Here is a 19,715-nt window from a genome sequence, read left to right as displayed (position 1 = left end):
TGGCAACAGGATATTAATTTATAAAAATCTGCAGCAAATATATTCACCTTGTTGACTACCCGCGCAATCACACTTTTATCATCTTTATGCCGAGAAGCTCCAGTAGCTGATCGTAGTCCTGGCTGAGCTGATCCAGTTTTGCCATAGCGCTTCCCGATAGTTCTCCAACTGACCGGCGGGTATTCATATCTATTTCATATCCGCGGGATTGAAGAAAATATTTTGCAGCAATAGGATAAACATCATGCATTACATCCATCGAATCTACGAGAAATTTCTGTGCAGCATTAACCTGATCTATTTTGGATGAATTGTCAAAATTATTGACAACCCAGCTGATCAACTCAGGTACAAAGTTTCCCTGTATACAGGAAAGGCCGGCACAACCTGCTGTGAGCGAAGCAACCGCGTTTACCATGTAGGCATCATACAACTCAAAAGAAGAGTTGTGAGCAGTCAGCTTTACTTTTTCTGTAACAGCGTCAATATCCAGGCTGGTATCTTTATAATAAACGACACGGCCTGTTCGGACTATACGCTGAAGACTGGCGGATGACAATACTCTTTTATACGGGACCGGGCATTCATAAAACCCAAACGGAATGCCGTCTGTTAAAGAAAATAATTCCTCCACCCGATCGATCAGTGTATCATCTGCTTCATGCTCCGACGCAAGTATACTTGTGATTGCAACCACTGCATCTACGCCCGTGTCATAAATCCGTTTGGAAAAATCTGCCTGTTGCTGCAATGACCCATCGAAAGTACCTGTACTAAAAACCGGCACAGCCCCGGCCGCTTCCTTAACCACAAAAGATGTGACCGCTGAACGTTCGTCTGGCAACAGTTCGAACATCTCGCTTGAAAGACAATTCGCGAACAAACCTGTAGCTCCGGCATCAATGTAGTAAGCTGTCAGCTTAGCAAGAGCATCATAGTCTATTTTGCCCGTCTTATCGAAGGGAGTTAGCATTACAGGAACAAATTTTCCTTTTACCGGCATGATATAGTTTATTAGGGTTAAACAATGGATCAATAGTTAGGGCGCGAGCAGGTCGGCTGATGCATTTAAACGTCAGTTGGCTTGCCTTGCTTTATCGCAGCCCTTTTCTTTCCACTCAAAAAAGTGCCCGCAAGAAAGATCGTCAGCGTACCGATCACGATCGTGAGGCTTTTATGCAATGGGTTCCTCAGGCCAGCATATTCCTCCGGCATCATTGGGGAAAGAGATAACCAAATTATTACCAGCAATCCGATGATAGCCGCGATCAGCGCCTGAAGATTCCCTGTTCTCTTACTGATAATGCCCAGCAGAAAGATCCCAAGCATGCCTGCTGCAAAAATCCCCGATAGCTCCCACCAGATATCAAGGATGCTTTTTGCACCTATCATCGCAATGCCAGCGGCCATTCCAAGCAGACCAAACACAATAGTGCCGGTATACAGGATCCTCATCTTCTGCTTCTCTGTCGTATTCCTATTGAAATACCTCTTATAGATATCTTCCGCAAAAACCGTTGCGGAAGAATTCATCCCTGAGCTGATCGTACTCATCGCCGCAGAAAGAATTGCAGATACGATCAACCCAACCAAACCCGTTGGAATACTTGTAACCATAAAATGCGGCATCACTTTATCTCCGTAATCAGCGGGCTTTAAGTTTGCGGCTAATGTTTTTATGTCGCTCAAACTTGCAGACAATCCCAGTTTTTCGAGTGCTGCCTGCTCTTTCACTGCGTTCAATAACTCAGGGTGCACATCGTAGTAAGCATACAAACATGAACCAATTACAAAGAACAAAAGAGAAGCAGGAACATAGAGATATACACAAAGCCATATCGAGGAAGCGGCAGCTTTTGATGACTTTGCTGCATGATAACGCTGGACGTAGTTCTGATCCATCCCGAAGTTGTTCAGATTGATAAAGAATCCGTACAGCAACACTACCCAGAAAGTCGATTTGGTAAGATCCGGTGACAGACTCCCCAAACTGAATTTATCCTGCGCTTTTCCTATTTCAATAATCTTATCGATACCGCCAGGCATTCCTTTTACGATCAGATAAATGATCAGCAGCGCTCCAAGAGTTTTAATGATACCCTGCACTACTTCTGTCCAGATCACGGCTTCTATGCCACCCATCACTGTATAGATAATAATACAAAGGCCGGTAACGATCATAACGGTAGCCATAGGCAATCCTGTCAATGCCTGAAGGCTTAATGCGATGCCGAAAAAGATCGATCCCATCCTAGCCAGCTGGGTCAGCAGGAAACAGATGACCGCATAAGTTCTTGCCCATGGTCCGAACCGATGTTCAAGATGTGTGTATGCTGATACTTCACCAGTTGCTCTGTAGAATGGTACAAAGAACTTTGATGCAACCCATGCCGCCAGAGGCATTGAAAGACTGAATACAAAAGCATTCCAGTTAGATCCGAATGCCTTTCCCGGAACACCGAGAAATGTGTTGCTGCTTAGAAAAGTAGCATAGATCGATAACCCGATGGCCCAGCCGGGAATCAGTCCACCAGCTTTGGTAAACTGATCCGACCCTTTGCTTTTCTTTGAAAAGTAGACTCCGACGAGTATCATACCTACAAGGTAAACGGCTATTACAATAAGATCTATGACAGGCAAGTTTTTCATCAATCGTATTTAAAAGCCGGTTCGTCAGGCAGGCATTACAAAAGTATTTGTTGAAAGAAAGAGCAATTTGACGCTTTTTCGCAAAAAATTGTACGATGCTATCATAAATGTTTGCGTCCAGGAAGAAATGCAGAGTGGGAATAACGGTATTGTCAAGAGGATAAAACATTTTCCGCCGTTAAAAATCACCTGATCTCGCTGCGAAACTGGTATAGTTTAGCTCTATGTCTGCGGAAAACGAAAACAAGCGGGAGAAAAGATATGATAAGATCATTCGGGCAACGTTTGAGTTACCGAGCAATGCATTCCTGAGCATCTTTTTCCCGGGCGAAGATGTCAGGACAACTCCACTGCCCGGCACTGTCACGCAACATATCAAGGAACAGGAGGTCGATACACTATTAAGGGTACAGATCAATGGAAAAGAAGAATTCATATTTCACCTGGAATATCAATCATCTAATGACCCTGACATTGCCAGACGAATGGCCTCTTATGATTTCATGTTGCATTTAAAGTACAAGATCAACATCGTTGGGGTTGTTATCTATTCCGGAAAAAACCAATGATGATGAGTGATACGGTGAAATTCAATAATAACTTCTACCAATGCCGGCCGATCGATCTCAGGCAAATAGATGCCAATATCTTTCTTGAATCGGGAAGAAGCCGTGAAGTCATCCTTGCGATTTTAGCCTCATACAACGAAGAGGAAAGTGTAATAATCATTCAAAAGATATTATCTAAGTTGCATGCATTGTTATCCGGCTCACCTGGTGAGCTCGTTGATAGAATTAAAGAACTGGAAATACTTTCGAATTTAAGAAGTAAAACTATTCAGAAACAATTAATAGAAGAGGAGGTAAAGATGACCATACTTTATGATTTGTCAACAGACATTCGTTTTGAGCAAGGAATAGCTTTAGGTGAGGTTCGAGGTATCGAAAAAGGCAGAGTTGAAGGAGAAGAGAAAGCCGCCAGGAAATTCGCAGAAATACTGATCAGGCAGGGTTTCAGTATTTCACAGATAGTCGAAACATTCGACCTCTCTCCAACCATACTTTCTTTTCTCGAAAAAACTTTTTCTCAGAAAAATGGTTTCAATAAAAATGAAAGTTGAGTACGAGCTGCGCAAAACATCCATAACAAACAGCGTTTAAAAATAGTTATTCAGCGGCGATAACGCTTCGGAAACTTATGAAGCTTAGCAAATTCCAAGGCGTGAAGGACAGTCTTTCGGAGTTGATTTCGGAGGGCGACCAGTTTGTTCCCCAGGAGAAAATGCCGGAATAAAAATTCCATCTTAATTTGCCCGTCTTGTATCATAAAAACAGAAAGGCCGCTTCTCCCGAAGCGGCCTTTCTATATCTTTTCAATAAGGATTAACCCAAAGCAACCCTTTTGAATTCTGTTACTTTCACATCACCTGCTTTTTTCAGGTACTCAGCAACGCTGATACCATTGTCTTTTACAAAAGCCTGTGCAGTCAGCGTGTTTTCTTTAAAGAAAGCACCCAGTTTACCTTCAGCGATCTTAGCGATCATTTCATCAGGTTTGCCAGCCATTTTAGGATCAGCTTTCATTGTATCAACAATGATCGCTTTTTCACGCGCTACTGTTTCAGCATCTACATTATCAGCGTCCACTGCAACAGGGTTCATTGCAGCGATCTGCATGGAAACGTCGTTACCCGCTTCAGGAGCTTCTTTGCTCAACCCAACGAGTACACCAATACGGTATGCGCCGTGGATATAAGAAGAAACGTAAGGAGCATTCACTCTTTCAAACTTAGTGATACCGATCTTCTCACCGATAGCAGCCAGTTTATCATTGATCAAAGCAGAAATCTTAGTACCGTTGATAGATACTTCGCTCAGCTCTTCAGCAGAGTTAACATTATTTGCGATCGCAGCATCAGCAATGCTTTGCGCGAAAGCAACGAAGTCAGCATTCTTAGAAACGAAGTCAGTTTCGCAGCTAATGCAAACAACGATGCCCGATTTATGATCAGGAGTAGTTTGTGCAATCACAACACCTTCTTTCGCTTCGCGGTCGCTTCTTTTTGCAGCAACTTTCTGACCATGCTTACGCAGCCAGTCGATCGCAGCTTCGAAGTCACCATTTGTTTCAGTCAGGGCTTTACGGCAATCCATCATTCCCGCACCAGTAGCCTGACGGAGTTTATTGATATCTTGTGCACTAATTGTTACAGCGCTCATATGTTCGAGTTATTTAAGTTTAGTAATTGAGTTTTAGTTTATGTTTAAAAGTTCAAAAGTTTAAGAGTTTAAAAGTTCAGGATCAGCTTGTTGACGAAGTAACCCTTAAACTTTTAAACATTTAAACTTTTAAACTTATCAAACTATTAAACTTTGATTATCTTTTTCCACCGCCTGGACCACGTCCACCAGCTACGCCGCCACCGCTACGGTTGCCTGCGCCACCGCGTCTTTGACCGGCACCTTGACCACCACCAGTGTTACCGCCACGGCCACCGCCGCCACGATTACCACCGCGTCCCCGACCACCTTCAGCTTGCGCTTCAGCTTCGAGACGAGCTGCTCTTTTTGCGTTGTCATCATCAGCTGATTCTTCTGTTTCGTCGTCTTTAGCAGCCTGACGTTCAGCCAGACCTTCAGCGATCGCTGCAGTCAGATAGTTAACGATAATAGCGATAGATTTTGTAGCGTCATCATTCGCAGGAATAGCAAAGTCAACCTTATTAGGATCACAGTTAGTATCCACGATACCAAATGTAGAGATACCCAGGCGTTTTGCTTCAGCCAGCGCGATATGCTCATGACCGATATCGATCAGGAATAAAGCAGCAGGTACACGGCCCAATTGCGCGATACCACCCAGTACTTTCTCCATTTTATCTTTATCACGGGTCAACGTCAGACGTTCTTTCTTAGTGATGCTGTCAAAAGAACCATCACTCAACATTTTCTCGATGCTTTGCATCTTCTTCACGCTCTTACGAACAGTGTTGAAGTTTGTAAGCATACCACCCAACCAACGCTCAGTAACGAAAGGCATGTTCACTTTCTTCGCGCACTCGCTCACGATATCTTTCGCCTGTTTTTTTGTACCAACGAAGAGGATCTTTTTACCGCTGCGGGCGATCTGCTTCATTGCTGCTGCAGTGTCCTGCAGATGCTCAACAGTTTTGTTGAGGTCGATGATGTGAATACCTTTCTTTTCAGCAAAGATGTAAGGCAACATCTTGGGGTTCCACTTCTTTTTCAGGTGACCGAAATGCACACCTGCTTCCAGAAGCTGCTGTTGTAAGGATGTATTATTTTCCATTTTCGAGTATTATTATTATTGGTAGTGTTATTGTCACCCCGCCCCCCGGATCAAAGTCCGGGGTGACAGGATGAAAAACAATAAATTAACGTTTAGAGAACTGGTAGCTTCTACGAGCTTTCTTATGACCGAATTTCTTACGCTCAACAGAACGTGGGTCACGTTTCAACAGCCCAGCTGCTTTCAGCGCAGGACGGAATTCAGGATTCAGCTCAACCAATACGCGGGAAATACCCAACATAGCAGCTTCTGCCTGGCCTTTAACACCACCACCTGTAGCATTGATCTTAACATCATATTTACCTACAGCTTCGATGGTCTTGAACGGACGTTCAACCTGGTTTTGCAGGTAAACAAGTGAAAAATATGCTCTATAGTCTTTGTCGTTCACTGTGATAGTGCCGTCTCCTTTTGAAAGGAATACGCGAGTCACAGCTTCTTTACGACGACCAACACCATTTTTTTGCTTTTCCATTATATATTATTTGGAATGTTTGATTTGTTGTTTTGAGATCAGAATTTCAGCTCTTTAGGTTGCTGTGCAGTGTGAGGGTGCGTTCCGCCTGCATACACATACAATTTCTTGTACATTTTACGGCCAAGACGGTTTTTAGGAAGCATACCCTTTACTGCTCTTTCGATCATCACTTCAGGACGGCGCTTTTGCAGGTTAGAAGCTGTTTCTTCTTTCAGACCACCTGGATAACCAGTAAAGTGATCATAGATCTTCTGATTGATCTTGTCGCCAGTCAGAATAACTTTCTCCGCATTGATCACGATGATATAATCACCAGTGTCAACGTGAGGCGTGTAGTATGCCTTGTTCTTACCGCGCAAAATCGCAGCAATTCTGGCACACATACGTCCTACGGTTTGATTAGTACCGTCCACAACATACCAGTCGCGTTTAACGGTAGCCTCGTTCGCATGTTTGGTAGTGAAATGTAATTTGCTCATTTGTTTACTTTTTAATGCCACCGCTATCCCGGTGACAAATTTTAAAAATCCCCAAGGTTTGATTTGGGGCTGCAAAGATAGCATTAGAATACCCTAAATTCCAAAATCCGGATGACATAATTTAGTATCGCACCTTTGTAATACATTGATTTTCAATAAAAAATTTGACTGATTGTAAACACACCTTGTTAAGATCGGGCAAAATTGGGCTTTTTTGGCCGCGCATTTCTGATCTTTTGCCTGGCATAAGAGCAACGCAATGAACGCAAAGAGCCGCAAAGGACGCAAAGAATATTCCTGTTAAAAGATTGACTCTTTGTGACCTTTGCGGCTCTTTGCGTTCATTGCGTTACTCTTACGCCAGACGAATACAAAAGCCTGATAATTGTTTACACCTTTTCCACCACCACCCTGTGCGGCGTAATATAAGTGATCTTCACCTCCAGCTTATCTCCCTCCTTCAACCCTTCCACACCTTCCAGTTTCGACTGGATCTTTCCTCCCAGTATTGTCACATACACAGCATATTGCGAAACCCTTGTAACAGTCGCTTCCACTGGCTTCTGCTGCTTATTCAGCTCCACCGCCTGCTTATACTCCGGAATATAACTATGGGAAAACAGTTCTGCATAAAGCTGATTCCGCTTGCCCTGGTTTTGTATACTGAAATTGATCACCTCATTCACCGCCTGCTCAGCTGGCTGCAACTCCCATTTAGAGATCCGCAACGGAAAAAAGATATAGCTCTTCATTTCCTTGATCAGCCAGCCATCATCCACTTTCTTGAGATACCCCGCAAAACGATTTTCCTCCACAGCCTTGTTCAGCAACACTTCAAGCTGCGTATTGTACAGAAATTTAATGTTATAGGCCGTCTGCTTGTCCCCGCGGTCAGATAGCTTCAGCTGAAACTGGATATTGTCACCAACCCTGAAATGATGGCTTTTTTTGCCATCAGGGCTGATTGTTTTACAGTTCACCGACTTCGTTTTACCGGTTTTACCATCTCTCAGGTAGTCAATAGTTGCAAAATGCTTGTCGTAATTGACAAATGTGATATGTCCCTTGTAGATCTCTTCGCTCATAAACGCAAAGGTAATACGTTGACACGAATGCACGCAAATGACCGCAAATTAACGCGAATACACTCAAACGAATTGAAAGGTGTAATCCCTTGATCATTTATCTTTAACCCTCTCAAAAACACTCTATATCATGGCAATATATCAACTTGGCAGATCGGTATTCGGTCACCCTGAAAATGCAGGGAATCTGATGACCATTGAAGAAGCTCATGCTCTGCTCGAAGACTGGGTACCCAATGAACGTCTTCGCCTGCACATGAAGCAGGTAGCTGCAGTTATGAAAGCCTGGGCCATCGAAAAAGAGAATGCGGACCCGAAGACCGCTCTTAAATGGGAGCTCGCCGGCCTGCTGCACGATGCCGATTGGGAAAAGTTCCCGGATGATCATTGCCGGGTCATTATTGAAGAACTGGAACGTCGCCAGATCGACCCCGACGTAATCCATTGTATCGCATCCCATGGACCAAAATACTTCGGCGTCGAGCCGGAAAATTCCATGGACAAAATGATCTATGTATTTGATGAAATCAGCAGCCTGATCCACGCCTACAGCCTGATGCGGCCCGGTGGCTATGATGGCATGGATGTAAAAGGAGTGAAGAAAAGATTAAAAGAAAAAAGCTTCGCTTCAAACGTAAGCCGCGATGACATCAATGACGCCATCTCAAGAATTGACACCCCACTTGAAGATATCATACAATTCATTATCGATCATCAACCATCGGTTCAATGATCTCAGGTATATCAAAAAAGCCAGGAGTTGCAACTCCTGGCTTTTTTGATATACCTATGAATGTATTATTACAGCTTTGTAAGCTTATACGAGTTATTAAAGAAGTCAATAGCGATCTTATAATTACCTGCGTCAGGAGCGGGAAAATTATCTGCTCCCTGTGGAACAAACGTACCGCCGAGTTTGATATTCGCAGCAGCTTTGTTTGGAACTGCATATTTCTTATCCCAGTTACCATTCTCAGGAAGCAACAAATATTCATCTGCTGTCAACGCAATTGATGCTATTTCGAATTTCGTAGAATTGATCCGGGTAAACTGCTGAGAAGGAACAGGAACCGGATTATTCCAACCACCTGGTGTCGCATTACCAACAATGAACAAAGCAGAAGGCAAACCATGCTCCTGGGTAAAAGGAGCAGCACTGAACTTACCGGTCTGGAAATTCACTGTGATCTTATACCAGCCGGCTGCTGATGGAGCTGGAAAATTCTGCGGAAGACCGTATCCAAAATCTCCACCATCACTCAAACCAGGAACAGTATTATTCGTTACCGAATATTTTTTATCCCAGTTTCCATTTTCAGGCAATAAGAGGAATTCACCTCCGCCAGTCAAATTGAATATTCCACCAAATGTCGTCTCATCTATGCGGGTCAGCTCCTGGGTTGGTGTGGGAACCGGATTGGTCCACCCTCCCTGGGTCGCACTGCCAACAATGAACAATTTGCCGGATGTAGGCAATTCAACCTTCGGCGGAATCTTGTAAGGCGTCATGCGGATCTTCAATACATTCGAAGCAAGGCGCTCATTGTTGTTGACATAGGAGGAAGTCACCTTCACATCCATGTCAACCGCTTTATTGAATTCGTAGCCGAAACTGAGCAGGATGGCGTTCAGATCTTTCGCGATAAAGTCAGCTTTCAGAGAACCGATCACTTCCTTCTTTGAAGCTTTCACAAAGTTCTTACCTGTTGAATCGATCTCAATAACGTACTTGATATTATTTGTGTCCGTTGCATATTCCGGATAACTCCAGTTTAATGTTAACGCCACTTTGTTGGAATCCGCAGCCACCGGCGCTATCGTCGCAGCAGAAGCTGTCAGTACTGGTGATTTACCGTTATTATAAAACGGAAGGTCATCTACTTTGTCGCAGGCAGTAAAACAGAAAGCTGTAACTGCGAGAAAGGACAATATTTTTATCAGTGATTTCATATGAACAATCAGTTAAGGTTATAATTTAGTTACCGTGAACTTTCCTCTCTGGAAGTCAACCACGATCTTGTAGTTGCCACTTGCAGCCGGGGAAATGATATCCCCTCCTTCTGCTTTGAAGTCATCACCATTAGGATTATTGCCGTTGTTTGAGCCGGTAAATCCGTATTTCGCACCCCAGCTACCATAAACAGGCAGGAGGAGATATGACTGGCCACCATTCAAAACAATGTTTGGAATTTCATACAATGTCGGGCTAACCTGTGTAAAGGTTTGAGACGCCGGTGCTACGTCAGTCGGGCAACCACACTGCCAGCCCGCTGGGGTAGCAGCTCCAGTCACATAAAGTTTACCGGACGCAGGCGGCGCCACTTTCGGAGGAATAGCGTATGGAGTGACCTTGAACTTCAGCGATGCGGAAGAAAGCGTCACAGAACTATTAGCCAGGCTTGATTTGACACGGATCTCGATATTATGTTCCATCGATGGCTTCAACACCAGTTGATTCAGCAGATAATCATTCAATGTTCCCTGCGTCATAGAAACACTCAGGTTATTATTTACTCCGATCGTCTGCCGGTTAGGATTTGTAAAATTCGCGCCAACGGTATCTATCTCTACCAGGTAAGAAACATTCTGAGAGCTTGTTCCGGTATTGAATTTATACTCAGGGTTTGTCCAGTTCAGCACCAGCCCTTCTTTCTCGCTGTTTGCAAATGCCAGCGGAATAGAATTGGTAACGGATGCTGTTAAAACAGGAGGAGTGCCTCCTTCGAAAAATACTTTGTTCTCATCTTTTTTGCAGGAACTGGCCGTCAGTACGACAAGACCTAAACCAGCAATTAGTTTATTGATTGTTGACATGTCTTTGTTTTTAACGGTGGTTAATTAATATCCGGTATTCTGTGACAGGTTTGGATTCGCTACCCTGTTTTCAGCAGGTACCGGGAAAATATTGAATTTATCCTGTACGGCTGTACCAGAAGCTACGCCACCTTTCCATGGCCAGAGATAAGTGCTTGTTGTTAATAAACCATAACGGATCAGGTCGGTTCTGCGATGCCCTTCCCAATACAGTTCTCTTGCTCTTTCATCCAGAACATACTGAAGAGTCACGTCATCAGCTGTCACATTGCCATTTGTATTACCATACGCCCGCTGACGAATATTATTGATATAAGTAACCGCAGTTGGTTTATCACCGCCGGTACCGCCGCGCAGTACAGCTTCCGCATATATCAGATACATTTCAGGAAGTCTGAAGACAGGGAAATCAACATCAACAAAAGCCCGTGTTGGATCCTGTGTAGCAGCACCATCTGAACGGATGTTCCGGAATTTACGAACATGCAGGCCCTGTGCAAAATTGGTCACATCAGCAATCGCCACCTGTGTAGGCGATGTACCGAAGGACCCTGTTGTGAACAGCGCTCTTTTGTCAGTATTACCAGAAAGATCGGAGAATTTATCAGCAAGGCCTTTTGTTGCCCGATAACCATACCAACCATCACCAACGCCATATTCACTATGATCGTCGCCAGATGCCGCATGACAAAGGAAGCTTGTGTTTCCATAAGCCTGTGTTTTTAAACCGTCACACGCAATAGCGAACATAAACTCGCCAGCACGTTTGTCGTTATCGGCCATGAACAGCTGTGCATAATTTGGCTGCAGGGTATAACCGCCACCAATCACCTTCTTCGCATAAGTGATCGCTTCTGTCCATTTTGCAGTACCGGAATATACCTGCGCATTCAGGTAAAGACGGGCAAGTAATGCCCAGGCAGCACCCTGATCTACGCGGCCATATTCAATTGTTTTTACCGGAGCCAGCTCAGTCTCGATCGCTTTAAGTTCGCTTTCAATATAAGTGAACAGGTCTGCACGGCTGATTTCCGTTGGGAGGTCAGTACCTACCACATTAGCTTCTGTAATGAATGTCGATTTACCAAACAGGTCCATCATCACCCAATAGTTGAACGCTCTCAGAAATCTTGCTTCCGCGCGGCTTTTTTTGATATCATCGCCAGCTGTACCGGTGATACCTCTTGCAGCAAGTTTGTCATCTGTTGCTTCACGGAGATATTCATTGATCAGCGTGATATTGTAGATCGGTCTGGCATAGATCCCTTTCAGGAAAGGATCTTCAGATGTCCATTTTAAACCATGGAAGTTTTGAATGGTCTGATCATTCCAGGCAACTACAGCCTCATCGGTTGGCAGTTCCTGGCAGTTGAAGAACATACGAATGAACGCAACCTGAGAACCTTCGTCCAGGCCACCACCGATGTCCGGAGAGCCGGCAGGCCCAGAGTTACCCGTAATAGCCAGTGTTCCATAAATTTTTGCGAGTACCGCTTTGTATCCTGCGGCATCAGCGTATACTTTTTCTGGCGTCAGATCATTTGGCGGAAAAAGATCCAGCTTCTTTGCACAGGAAAAGAAAATAACCGGCAGCAGCAAAGCGGGAATGAATTTTATTATCTGCTTCATATAGTAGAATCGTTTAAGAATTAGAAATCAAGGTTAGCACCGATGCTGAATATTCTCGGACGTGGATAGATATTATTATCTACACCTGCATCACTGGCGCTTTCAGGATCAAGGCCTTTATATTTCGTGATCACAAATGCGTTCTGCACGTTTGCCATCAACCGGAGATTTGCCTTTTTGCTGAACACCTGACCGAAATTGTACCCGATGTTGATATTATCCAATCTGAAGAAAGATGCATTCTCCAGGTAATAATCGGAGAGGTATTGATTGTTATTAAATCCGGAAGCCAGATAGTTTACAGATCCGTTGCGGATCACGTTGATCGGATCCTGGATGGCACGCAGCACACCACCGTTTGAGAAATAGTTGTTGTAAAGGTAGTTGCCGAATGTTCCGTGTCCGGTAATACCGAGCGTCCATTTATCATAGGTCAGCTCAGTATTAAAACCGAGCAACATATCCGCTGCAGGTTTTTTGTAGAGATAACGATCCTGGTCATTAACAGAACCATCACGGTTCATGTCTTCATACAAACCTTCAATGGGTTTGCCGGAAGCCTGATCATACACCTGTTTGTATACAAAGAAACTGTATGGAGAATATCCCACAACGTGCTTACCAATATTATTACCGGTACCACCAGAGATCCCGCTTACAGGGATACCAGAGAAAGACGGATCATTCTGTTTAAGCAGGTTGGTGATCTCGAACTTCTGGTAAGTATAATTGAAACCTAAAGACCATGTCAGCTTCGACGTCTGAACAGGGATCGTATTAATAGTGAATTCCACACCGCGGCTTTTCAGGTTACCAACGTTGGTAGTGATCGCGATATCAAAGTTTGAACCTGGCGCGACAGGGATGCTGCTCAACAGGTCTTCTGTTTTCTTTTCGTACACATCCACAGTACCGGAGATACGGTTGCGGAGGAATGCGAAATCGAGTCCAAGGTTCGTGGTTTTTGTAGTCTCCCACTTCAGGTCCTTGTCATATGGCGCAGGACGCAGGAAGTAATAGAAAGAATTGCCAAATTGATATTGCGCAGTTGGCGTACTTTGAGAATAACGCGGCAGATAAGTATAATAGCCAATTCCATCCTGCTGCCCGGTAACACCCCAGCCTGCACGCAGTTTAAGATCAGTCAGCACATTTGAATTTTCAAACAGCGCATTCTTGATCTTCCATGCTGCTGCAAAGGCAGGGAAATAACCAACCCTGTTATCTGCTGAGAACTTAGAACTTGCATCCCTGCGCAGGGAAGCTGTCAGCAAGTAGTTATCTGCAATACTCAGGTTCACCGTTCCGAAATAAGATTCCAGGCGATACTGCGGTTTGTCTGTCAGGAATACCGGAACACTTCCGGGAATGGTGTCGTTTGGTCCCGTGCCGCGACGGCTGAAGGATGCAAAGTTGCTTACGTTCGTGATAAAGTCCTGGTAACTGTGCATCACTTTCGCATCGATCTTCGTTCTTATACTTTTGATCTCTTTGCTGTAAGCAAGGCCGACGTCTACAAGGTAATTCTGTTTTTTCTGCTCATAGTGGCTCATTCTGCCATGATAGAGATAGTTGGTTGCTGAAAGTGAATCAAAAAGGTCGTCACCCTGTCCTTTCATATTATCCATACCGAGATTGACCAGTACGTGAAGATCTGGGAAGAAATGAAGTTTATAGTCAAGGCTGATATTACCGATGATCCTGTTCACTTTAGAACGATTGTCACGCTGCTCCAATAAAGCGAGCGGGTTACGGTTCGCAAGAGCTACAGCACTGTCATTCGCCTGCCTCCATTCATAATAGCCGCCAAAGTTCACCGTATGCGTGCCTTTATCGTAAACAGGTTTGGTAGGATCGAACGTTGCAGCAGAACCTACAGCCCCTTCATCTGCAAAACGGTTTGCCGTATGGCTCGCCTTTACGGCGAAGTTTACAGAAAGATGATCATTGAAATAACGCGGGCTGAGATTCAGAGAAGCCGAATAACGGTTAAAGTTATTCGTCTTAAGGATCCCATCCTGTTTCAGGTAACCGAGCGACGCGCGGAAAGGCATATTGCCCAACATACCGCTGGCACTGATATTATTGTTTGTACCGAATGCATTTTGAAAGATCTGATCCTGCCAGTCAGTGTTCGCATCACCCAACAGGTTTTTGAAAGTATTGTTGCCAGTCAATGCCGCCTGCTGAGTAACGATGTCTCTTACCTGGTTGCCGCTGAGCACTTCCACTTTTTTGGGAAGTGTTGATAAAGACAATTGCGTGTTGAAATTGAATTTCATTTTTCCTCTTGCACCTTTCTTGCTGGTGATAATGATCACACCGTTTGAAGCTCTTGATCCGTACAAGGCAGTGGCGGAGGCGTCTTTCAAGACGCTGATAGATTCGATATCATCGGTGTTGATCGTGTTCAGAAGGTTTGCGGACCCTGGCAGACCATTGCTTTCCACAGGTACACCATCAATTACGATCAGCGGATCATTGCTCGCATTCAGTGATGCATTACCACGGATCCTGATCCGGCTGCCACCACCTGCAGAACCACCACCGGTTGTTACCTGCAAACCGGCAACTTTACCTTGTAAGAGTTGCTCAGAAGACGCAATGTTTCCTTTCTGGAAATCTTTTGACGATACTGAAGTGACTGACCCGGTAAGATCACCTCTGCGGCGCGTACCATATGCGATCACAACAACTTCACCAAGCGAAGCATTATTGATCGACATCTGTACATCTACTGTTGTACGTGCATCGATACTTACCTCCTGTGTTGCATAACCAATGGAAGAGAACTCCAGCACATTGGCTGATCCCGGAACGGAAAGACGATACGCACCATCAGTGCCGGTCTGTGTTCCTGTTGAAGTTCCTTTGACAGTTACGTTGACTCCTGCAACTCCTGCCCCATTGGCATCAGTCACTTTACCGGAGACCACCTTGTCTTGAGCGAGTGAAAATAGAGAAAGAAATAGCATCATAGATGCCAGGAATGCCTTGAGCAATTTTTTGCAGGACATAAGCAATCGTTAATTGTTAAGCGAATCAGTTTTGAAAATACACATTGTGTATTTAGAACACAATGTTAGTGCATTTTTATTTTAAGGAAAAAATTTATTTTTCCCGAGACCTAAGCCCCCACTGTATTTCAGGCAATCTGCGGACGCGGATTGCTGCTTTTACGACGGGGAGTTTTACGTTTGAATTCTGGCTTGAGCTTGTAAAGTTTGCCGGGACGGTGCGGCACATCTTCTTCCATTTCATTGAGATCCACCAGCCAGTCTTTAATTCCGATCTTTTTGCGGAAATTCCTCCGATCCAGGCTTACACTCAAAATGGCCTCATATAATTCCTGCAATTCACGAAGCGAGAATTTCTCCGGTAATAGGTTGAATATCACCGGGTGCTCCATCACCTGCTCGCGTAATCGGCCAAGACAGGTATCCAGGATCGCTTTGTGATCGAATGCCATTTTTTTGATATTTCGCACCGGATGCCAGTGCAGATCATTGTTAGTCAGTCTTAACTTCTGATGCTTTGCATCTATTAATGAATAATAAGCTGTCGTGATAACCCTGCCGGAAGGGTGTCTGTCAATGCTGCCGAATGTATGCACCTGCTCCAGGTAAACATCCTCCATGCCTGTCCTCTCCTGTAATATACGATAGGATGCCGTGTCCAGATCTTCATCGGGCCGCACAAGATCACCCAGTAATGAATATAAACCAGAGAATTCCTCAAGGTCAGATTTGATCACCAGTACCTTCAGCTCTTTTTCTTCGTAACAAAAAATCACACAGTCTACAGAGACAGCAATATTAAAATAGTCAAGGTGACTTATCTTCTCAAGTTCCGCGGTCTTCAAATTAGTGCCTTTGGCCATAAGAGTTGATTAACGAATTTTAAGGAATCATGATCTTGATATACTGATGCTGACGGTCAGATTCTATTTTCAGCAGGTAGATCCCGGCTGCCAAATTATTGATTTTATCTGTAAGCATTATCCTGTGCTCGCCCGTACTCAGCGTGCCGGAGAAAACAGACCTTACCGCTTGCCCCTGCATTGTCTGCAATTCTGCCCTCAGCTGCGCGGTACGCGGCAGGTTTACCCGTAATACAGATGCTGGCGACGCAGGATTCGGATACACCAGCGCCCCCAGTTCATTCGCCGGTCGGTCAATGTCAATAACCGGTGTCGTAACGGCATTCACTATGTTCTTACTGAGATAGACATGGTATTCCCCCGGCTGCAGCGGAATTGTCTGGAGAGAACCCGTTGCCGTGATCGTCCCTCCGGTCAGATAATCATACCAGGTTCCGGCCGACTGAAAGCTGACACTTGCATTCGCAACAACCACATCAAGGTTGGCAACTACCAATGCGCTCAGGTCAGCGGAATTGATCTTGAAATATTTTACGGCGCCAACAAGATCATAACTGAAAGACGTACTGTTGAACATCGTAGTCTGGGTATTTCGCAGTTTGATCAGCGCGGACGTTACATCATACAGTCTTTGCCTTTTGATATCCTGCATATATTGCCAGCGCGGCTCCTTCGGAGTGAGCTTACAACTTTCGTTACCATATGGTTGAGGGATCGTGTTATCAGGACAGGCAAAGATCGATTTGTCATATCCCCTTTCGCCAAACTGCCAGATCATCTTTGGACCGGGCACCATGAAGAACAAACTGGATGCGGCCTCCATCCGGCGTAACGCGATGGAATCATTCTTCACCGAATAACTACCGGAAACATTTCCATAAGTGATATTCTTATACATCAGCCTTTCTTCGTCATGACTCTCCATGTACGCAACAAGATGTGGATTTGAAAACCCCCGCTCTGCACTATTATAAACGATGGAAGAAAGGTTGGAGCCCCCTGCATTATGATAGCCCATCGTTGCTTCATTGAACACCACATTATCTCTTTTACCACCCCATAGCAGGAAACCAAGGTTCTGTAAAGCCTGCTCTTCATTTGTTGCCGCGAGATGTTCAAGAATGATATAAGCTGAAGGAAAGTTCTTCCAGATCGTATCACCATAGCTTCTCAGAATATCCACCCTGCTTTGATCGTAAGCGCTGAACTGGGCATCATTGCCTGAAGCTTTTTGCGTAAGCCCTTTGGTGAAATCCATTCGGAAGCCATCCATCTTATATTCCCGCATCCAGAAATCAAACATTCTCTTCCAGAAATATTTGGTAGCGGCACTTTCATGATTAAAGTCATCACCAAAACCAAATGCATGCGGCTGCACTTCATTCAGCCACGGGTTATTGGCTGCCGGGCGGTTTTGCGCAGCATTCCAGTAAAGCTGAGCAAGCGGCGACTGGCCATATACATGATTTGGCACAACATCCATGATCACTGCGATCTTTTTGCTATGACATGAATCGATGAACTCTTTCAGCTTATTTTTTGTTCCATAATACTTATCCGGAGCAAAAGAGAAAGACGGGTTATATCCCCAACTGTCATTTCCTTCGAACTCCGTTACAGGCATCAGTTCGATCGCATTTATACCAAGACGTTGAAGATAGCTGAGCGTATCGATCATCGTTTGCCAGCTGTGTGTAGCAACAAAATCGCGCACCAGCAGTTCATAGATGATCAGGTTTCGCTTATCAGCACCCGTGAATGAATTGTTTTTCCAGTTGTATGTTGGCGCTGAGGTCTGAACAATACTTACAATGCCCGTCTGACCGGCCGGATAGGCTTTCAGGCCGGGATAAACTGTAGCCGGAATAAATCCATCATTCGAAGGATCAAGTATTTTTTCTGTATACGGGTCTGCAATTTTCAATGAGCCGTCCACGAGGTATTGAAAAGCGTATTCCGTGCTGGCAGTTAATCCGTCTATTTGTAACCACCAGTAATTGCCGTCCGGTGTCCGCTTCATTTGATTGGACGTTTGTTCCGTCCAGTTATTACCGGGAAAATCTCCTATTACACTTACTCTTCCTTTGTTCGGTGCATAAAGCACCAATACAACGGAAGTATTTCCTGCCAGGTAATTGATCCCGTCTTTCACGCCGGTTGGCAAAGGCGCAGTCGTTACTCCGCCATTCACAAAAAACTTAACTGAATCCTTTACGGAGGTTGCACCGTCGATCGCTTCCGCTATAATAGTTGTATTGCCGCCGGCCGTTAATGTTGGCGTTGCCGAGATGGAGGTAGCAGCGCTTGCCGTCTGGATCAACGTTCCGTTCAGGTATAAATTCAGCGTAACTGGTTTGTTTGAATTAGCAGTAAGGGAAATATTATCGTTCACCGCTTTCGTGATCGTTTCAGGAGTTGGCACAAATGTCGGCTGGAATGGTGGCACCGTAAATCTCACTGCAGCATTGGCTGTGTAAACGGGAATGTACATATCAGTTCCATCTGCGTTAGCCGCTTTTCTGACCTGACCCGCATCGGCATTCGCGTCCCGGAAAAGGATGCCGATCTTCTGTATGGTTTCGCCTGCCGGCACACCAAAAAAAGTACGGATATTATTAATGGTGAATTGATACTTGTTGTTTCCGAGTGAAGTGGCCTTCAACGCGGGTGTTGCACTGCCCCAGGCACCACCACCGGGTCCATTCACGTAGAGCCATTGCTGGCCACCATTGTTGCTTAGATTGGTTGTTACGCCCACGTGCACATAGATGTTTTCCGGGTTGCTGTAATTATTCAGCCCCTGGTTCCCTTTAGTAGCGTCCAGCGTAATCGTAATATTATCATTGTCTTTGGGGAAAAGTGGAGTCCAGGTAAGTAACTGCGCAAATGCACACACAGGGACACACAACAGCCCGAGGAGTAGGGCAGGCAGCAATCGTTTCATAAACAAGTTGTTTTAAGCAATAACAGTATTGATCTGCATAAAAACTTTCAGGGTCTCTGAAGATTTTCAGGCAGCTTTTAAGCTGTTGGAAAGTGAAGATAGGGAAATATGTACTTTCCACACATTAGAAGGATGCATTTCTTTTCCGCGGTGCGGGAGGATCTGTTTTTGGGAAATAGTTGGAGGCAGGGTGGGGTGTTTTTTTGAGAAGTTCCGGGATTGCCGGGCGGGCAAGGCGCTTTTTTTTCGACGGGAGGTCGAAAGACTCCGTTTACTTTTTTTGCCTTGATGCAAAAAAAGTAACAAAAAAAGATCAAGGCTGGGAAAAACTGGCTAAAAATGGGAGGATGTCACCTGCACCAAAAAAAACTCGCCGGAGGAGTGTTTGGGATTGATTGGCGTGCTGGCTCAGACAGTTTTTTGGCGCCTTCGCACACCTGCGGTGTGA

Annotated in this window: 16 protein-coding genes; 3 read left to right on the top strand and 13 right to left on the bottom strand. The window is 44.8% G+C overall.

Going from position 1 to position 19,715, the window contains the following annotated elements; translation table 11 throughout:
• Positions 1–67: 67 nt before the first annotated feature.
• Complete coding sequence (locus LZZ85_RS05275) at positions 68–1,003, bottom strand: dihydrodipicolinate synthase family protein (protein ID WP_237869286.1); 936 nt, start codon at positions 1,001–1,003, stop codon at positions 68–70.
• Positions 1,004–1,068: 65 nt separating this feature from the next.
• The gene (locus tag LZZ85_RS05270) at positions 1,069–2,649 is read right to left on the bottom strand and encodes a sodium:solute symporter family protein (RefSeq protein ID WP_237869284.1); all 1,581 of its coding nucleotides are present in this window, start codon (positions 2,647–2,649) and stop codon (positions 1,069–1,071) included.
• A 224-nt stretch (positions 2,650–2,873) separates the two neighbouring features.
• Here LZZ85_RS05270 and LZZ85_RS05265 point away from each other — a divergent pair, with 224 nt between their 5' ends.
• Together LZZ85_RS05265 and LZZ85_RS05260 are read left to right on the top strand one after the other, a co-directional pair.
• Positions 2,874–3,218: an RpnC/YadD family protein gene (locus LZZ85_RS05265; protein ID WP_237869282.1), complete on the top strand. Its 345-nt coding sequence runs from the start codon at positions 2,874–2,876 to the stop codon at positions 3,216–3,218.
• Between the two features lie 2 nt (positions 3,219–3,220).
• Positions 3,221–3,769: a hypothetical protein gene (locus tag LZZ85_RS05260; RefSeq protein WP_237869280.1), complete on the top strand. Its 549-nt coding sequence runs from the start codon at positions 3,221–3,223 to the stop codon at positions 3,767–3,769.
• A gap of 262 nt (positions 3,770–4,031) precedes the next feature.
• Here the strand turns inward: LZZ85_RS05260 and tsf are convergent, their stop codons facing one another.
• From tsf to LZZ85_RS05235, 5 genes are all read right to left on the bottom strand, one after another.
• Complete coding sequence (gene tsf / locus LZZ85_RS05255) at positions 4,032–4,868, bottom strand: translation elongation factor Ts (RefSeq protein ID WP_237869278.1); 837 nt, start codon at positions 4,866–4,868, stop codon at positions 4,032–4,034.
• Positions 4,869–5,025: 157 nt separating this feature from the next.
• Positions 5,026–5,958 (bottom strand): 30S ribosomal protein S2, encoded by a 933-nt coding sequence (gene rpsB / locus LZZ85_RS05250; protein ID WP_237869276.1) that lies wholly within the window; start codon positions 5,956–5,958, stop codon positions 5,026–5,028.
• Positions 5,959–6,043: 85 nt separating this feature from the next.
• Complete coding sequence (gene rpsI / locus LZZ85_RS05245; RefSeq protein WP_237869274.1) at positions 6,044–6,433, bottom strand: 30S ribosomal protein S9; 390 nt, start codon at positions 6,431–6,433, stop codon at positions 6,044–6,046.
• Positions 6,434–6,471: 38 nt separating this feature from the next.
• Positions 6,472–6,915, bottom strand: coding sequence for a 50S ribosomal protein L13 (gene rplM, locus LZZ85_RS05240; protein ID WP_237869272.1), 444 nt, complete (start codon positions 6,913–6,915; stop codon positions 6,472–6,474).
• 389 nt (positions 6,916–7,304) lie between these two features.
• On the bottom strand, positions 7,305–8,000 hold the full coding sequence (locus tag LZZ85_RS05235) for a hypothetical protein (protein ID WP_237869270.1): 696 nt from the start codon (positions 7,998–8,000) through the stop codon (positions 7,305–7,307).
• Between the two features lie 130 nt (positions 8,001–8,130).
• Here LZZ85_RS05235 and LZZ85_RS05230 point away from each other — a divergent pair, with 130 nt between their 5' ends.
• Positions 8,131–8,733, top strand: coding sequence for an HD domain-containing protein (locus LZZ85_RS05230; protein WP_237869268.1), 603 nt, complete (start codon positions 8,131–8,133; stop codon positions 8,731–8,733).
• A 68-nt stretch (positions 8,734–8,801) separates the two neighbouring features.
• On the opposite strand, the gene LZZ85_RS05225 is transcribed toward LZZ85_RS05230, so the two are convergent.
• The 6 genes from LZZ85_RS05225 to LZZ85_RS05200 form a co-directional block, all read right to left on the bottom strand.
• Positions 8,802–9,950: a SusE domain-containing protein gene (locus LZZ85_RS05225; RefSeq protein ID WP_237869265.1), complete on the bottom strand. Its 1,149-nt coding sequence runs from the start codon at positions 9,948–9,950 to the stop codon at positions 8,802–8,804.
• 18 nt (positions 9,951–9,968) lie between these two features.
• Positions 9,969–10,814 (bottom strand): SusE domain-containing protein, encoded by an 846-nt coding sequence (locus tag LZZ85_RS05220; protein WP_237869263.1) that lies wholly within the window; start codon positions 10,812–10,814, stop codon positions 9,969–9,971.
• 24 nt (positions 10,815–10,838) lie between these two features.
• Positions 10,839–12,443 (bottom strand): RagB/SusD family nutrient uptake outer membrane protein, encoded by a 1,605-nt coding sequence (locus LZZ85_RS05215; protein ID WP_237869261.1) that lies wholly within the window; start codon positions 12,441–12,443, stop codon positions 10,839–10,841.
• A 20-nt stretch (positions 12,444–12,463) separates the two neighbouring features.
• Positions 12,464–15,460, bottom strand: a complete 2,997-nt coding sequence (locus tag LZZ85_RS05210) for a SusC/RagA family TonB-linked outer membrane protein (protein ID WP_237869253.1) — start codon at positions 15,458–15,460, stop codon at positions 12,464–12,466.
• A 128-nt stretch (positions 15,461–15,588) separates the two neighbouring features.
• Positions 15,589–16,323 carry an NUDIX hydrolase gene (locus LZZ85_RS05205; protein WP_237869244.1) on the bottom strand — a complete coding sequence of 245 codons (735 nt, stop codon included), beginning with the start codon at positions 16,321–16,323 and terminating at the stop codon, positions 15,589–15,591.
• Positions 16,324–16,342: 19 nt separating this feature from the next.
• A complete protein-coding gene (locus LZZ85_RS05200) occupies positions 16,343–19,267 on the bottom strand; it encodes an alpha-amylase family glycosyl hydrolase (RefSeq protein ID WP_237869242.1) in 2,925 nt (974 codons plus the stop codon).
• Between the last annotated feature and the right edge of the window lie 448 nt (positions 19,268–19,715).

Origin of the sequence: Terrimonas ginsenosidimutans (genome assembly GCF_022012415.1) — a bacterium.
Lineage (GTDB): Bacteria > Bacteroidota > Bacteroidia > Chitinophagales > Chitinophagaceae > Terrimonas_A > Terrimonas_A ginsenosidimutans.
Note: the sequence above shows the minus strand (reverse complement) of the source record. Positions and strands in the feature narration are given on the sequence as shown.

What these genes read in the sequence shown, in the direction of transcription:
- LZZ85_RS05275 (WP_237869286.1), bottom strand. Translation starts at nt 1,003, where the DNA reads ATGCCGGTAAAAGGAAAATTTGTTCCTGTAATGCTAACTCCCTTCGAT.
- LZZ85_RS05270 (WP_237869284.1), bottom strand. Translation starts at nt 2,649, where the DNA reads ATGAAAAACTTGCCTGTCATAGATCTTATTGTAATAGCCGTTTACCTT.
- LZZ85_RS05265 (WP_237869282.1), top strand. Translation starts at nt 2,874, where the DNA reads ATGTCTGCGGAAAACGAAAACAAGCGGGAGAAAAGATATGATAAGATC.
- LZZ85_RS05260 (WP_237869280.1), top strand. Translation starts at nt 3,221, where the DNA reads ATGAGTGATACGGTGAAATTCAATAATAACTTCTACCAATGCCGGCCG.
- tsf (WP_237869278.1), bottom strand. Translation starts at nt 4,868, where the DNA reads ATGAGCGCTGTAACAATTAGTGCACAAGATATCAATAAACTCCGTCAG.
- rpsB (WP_237869276.1), bottom strand. Translation starts at nt 5,958, where the DNA reads ATGGAAAATAATACATCCTTACAACAGCAGCTTCTGGAAGCAGGTGTG.
- rpsI (WP_237869274.1), bottom strand. Translation starts at nt 6,433, where the DNA reads ATGGAAAAGCAAAAAAATGGTGTTGGTCGTCGTAAAGAAGCTGTGACT.
- rplM (WP_237869272.1), bottom strand. Translation starts at nt 6,915, where the DNA reads ATGAGCAAATTACATTTCACTACCAAACATGCGAACGAGGCTACCGTT.
- LZZ85_RS05235 (WP_237869270.1), bottom strand. Translation starts at nt 8,000, where the DNA reads ATGAGCGAAGAGATCTACAAGGGACATATCACATTTGTCAATTACGAC.
- LZZ85_RS05230 (WP_237869268.1), top strand. Translation starts at nt 8,131, where the DNA reads ATGGCAATATATCAACTTGGCAGATCGGTATTCGGTCACCCTGAAAAT.
- LZZ85_RS05225 (WP_237869265.1), bottom strand. Translation starts at nt 9,950, where the DNA reads ATGAAATCACTGATAAAAATATTGTCCTTTCTCGCAGTTACAGCTTTC.
- LZZ85_RS05220 (WP_237869263.1), bottom strand. Translation starts at nt 10,814, where the DNA reads ATGTCAACAATCAATAAACTAATTGCTGGTTTAGGTCTTGTCGTACTG.
- LZZ85_RS05215 (WP_237869261.1), bottom strand. Translation starts at nt 12,443, where the DNA reads ATGAAGCAGATAATAAAATTCATTCCCGCTTTGCTGCTGCCGGTTATT.
- LZZ85_RS05210 (WP_237869253.1), bottom strand. Translation starts at nt 15,460, where the DNA reads ATGTCCTGCAAAAAATTGCTCAAGGCATTCCTGGCATCTATGATGCTA.
- LZZ85_RS05205 (WP_237869244.1), bottom strand. Translation starts at nt 16,323, where the DNA reads ATGGCCAAAGGCACTAATTTGAAGACCGCGGAACTTGAGAAGATAAGT.
- LZZ85_RS05200 (WP_237869242.1), bottom strand. Translation starts at nt 19,267, where the DNA reads ATGAAACGATTGCTGCCTGCCCTACTCCTCGGGCTGTTGTGTGTCCCT.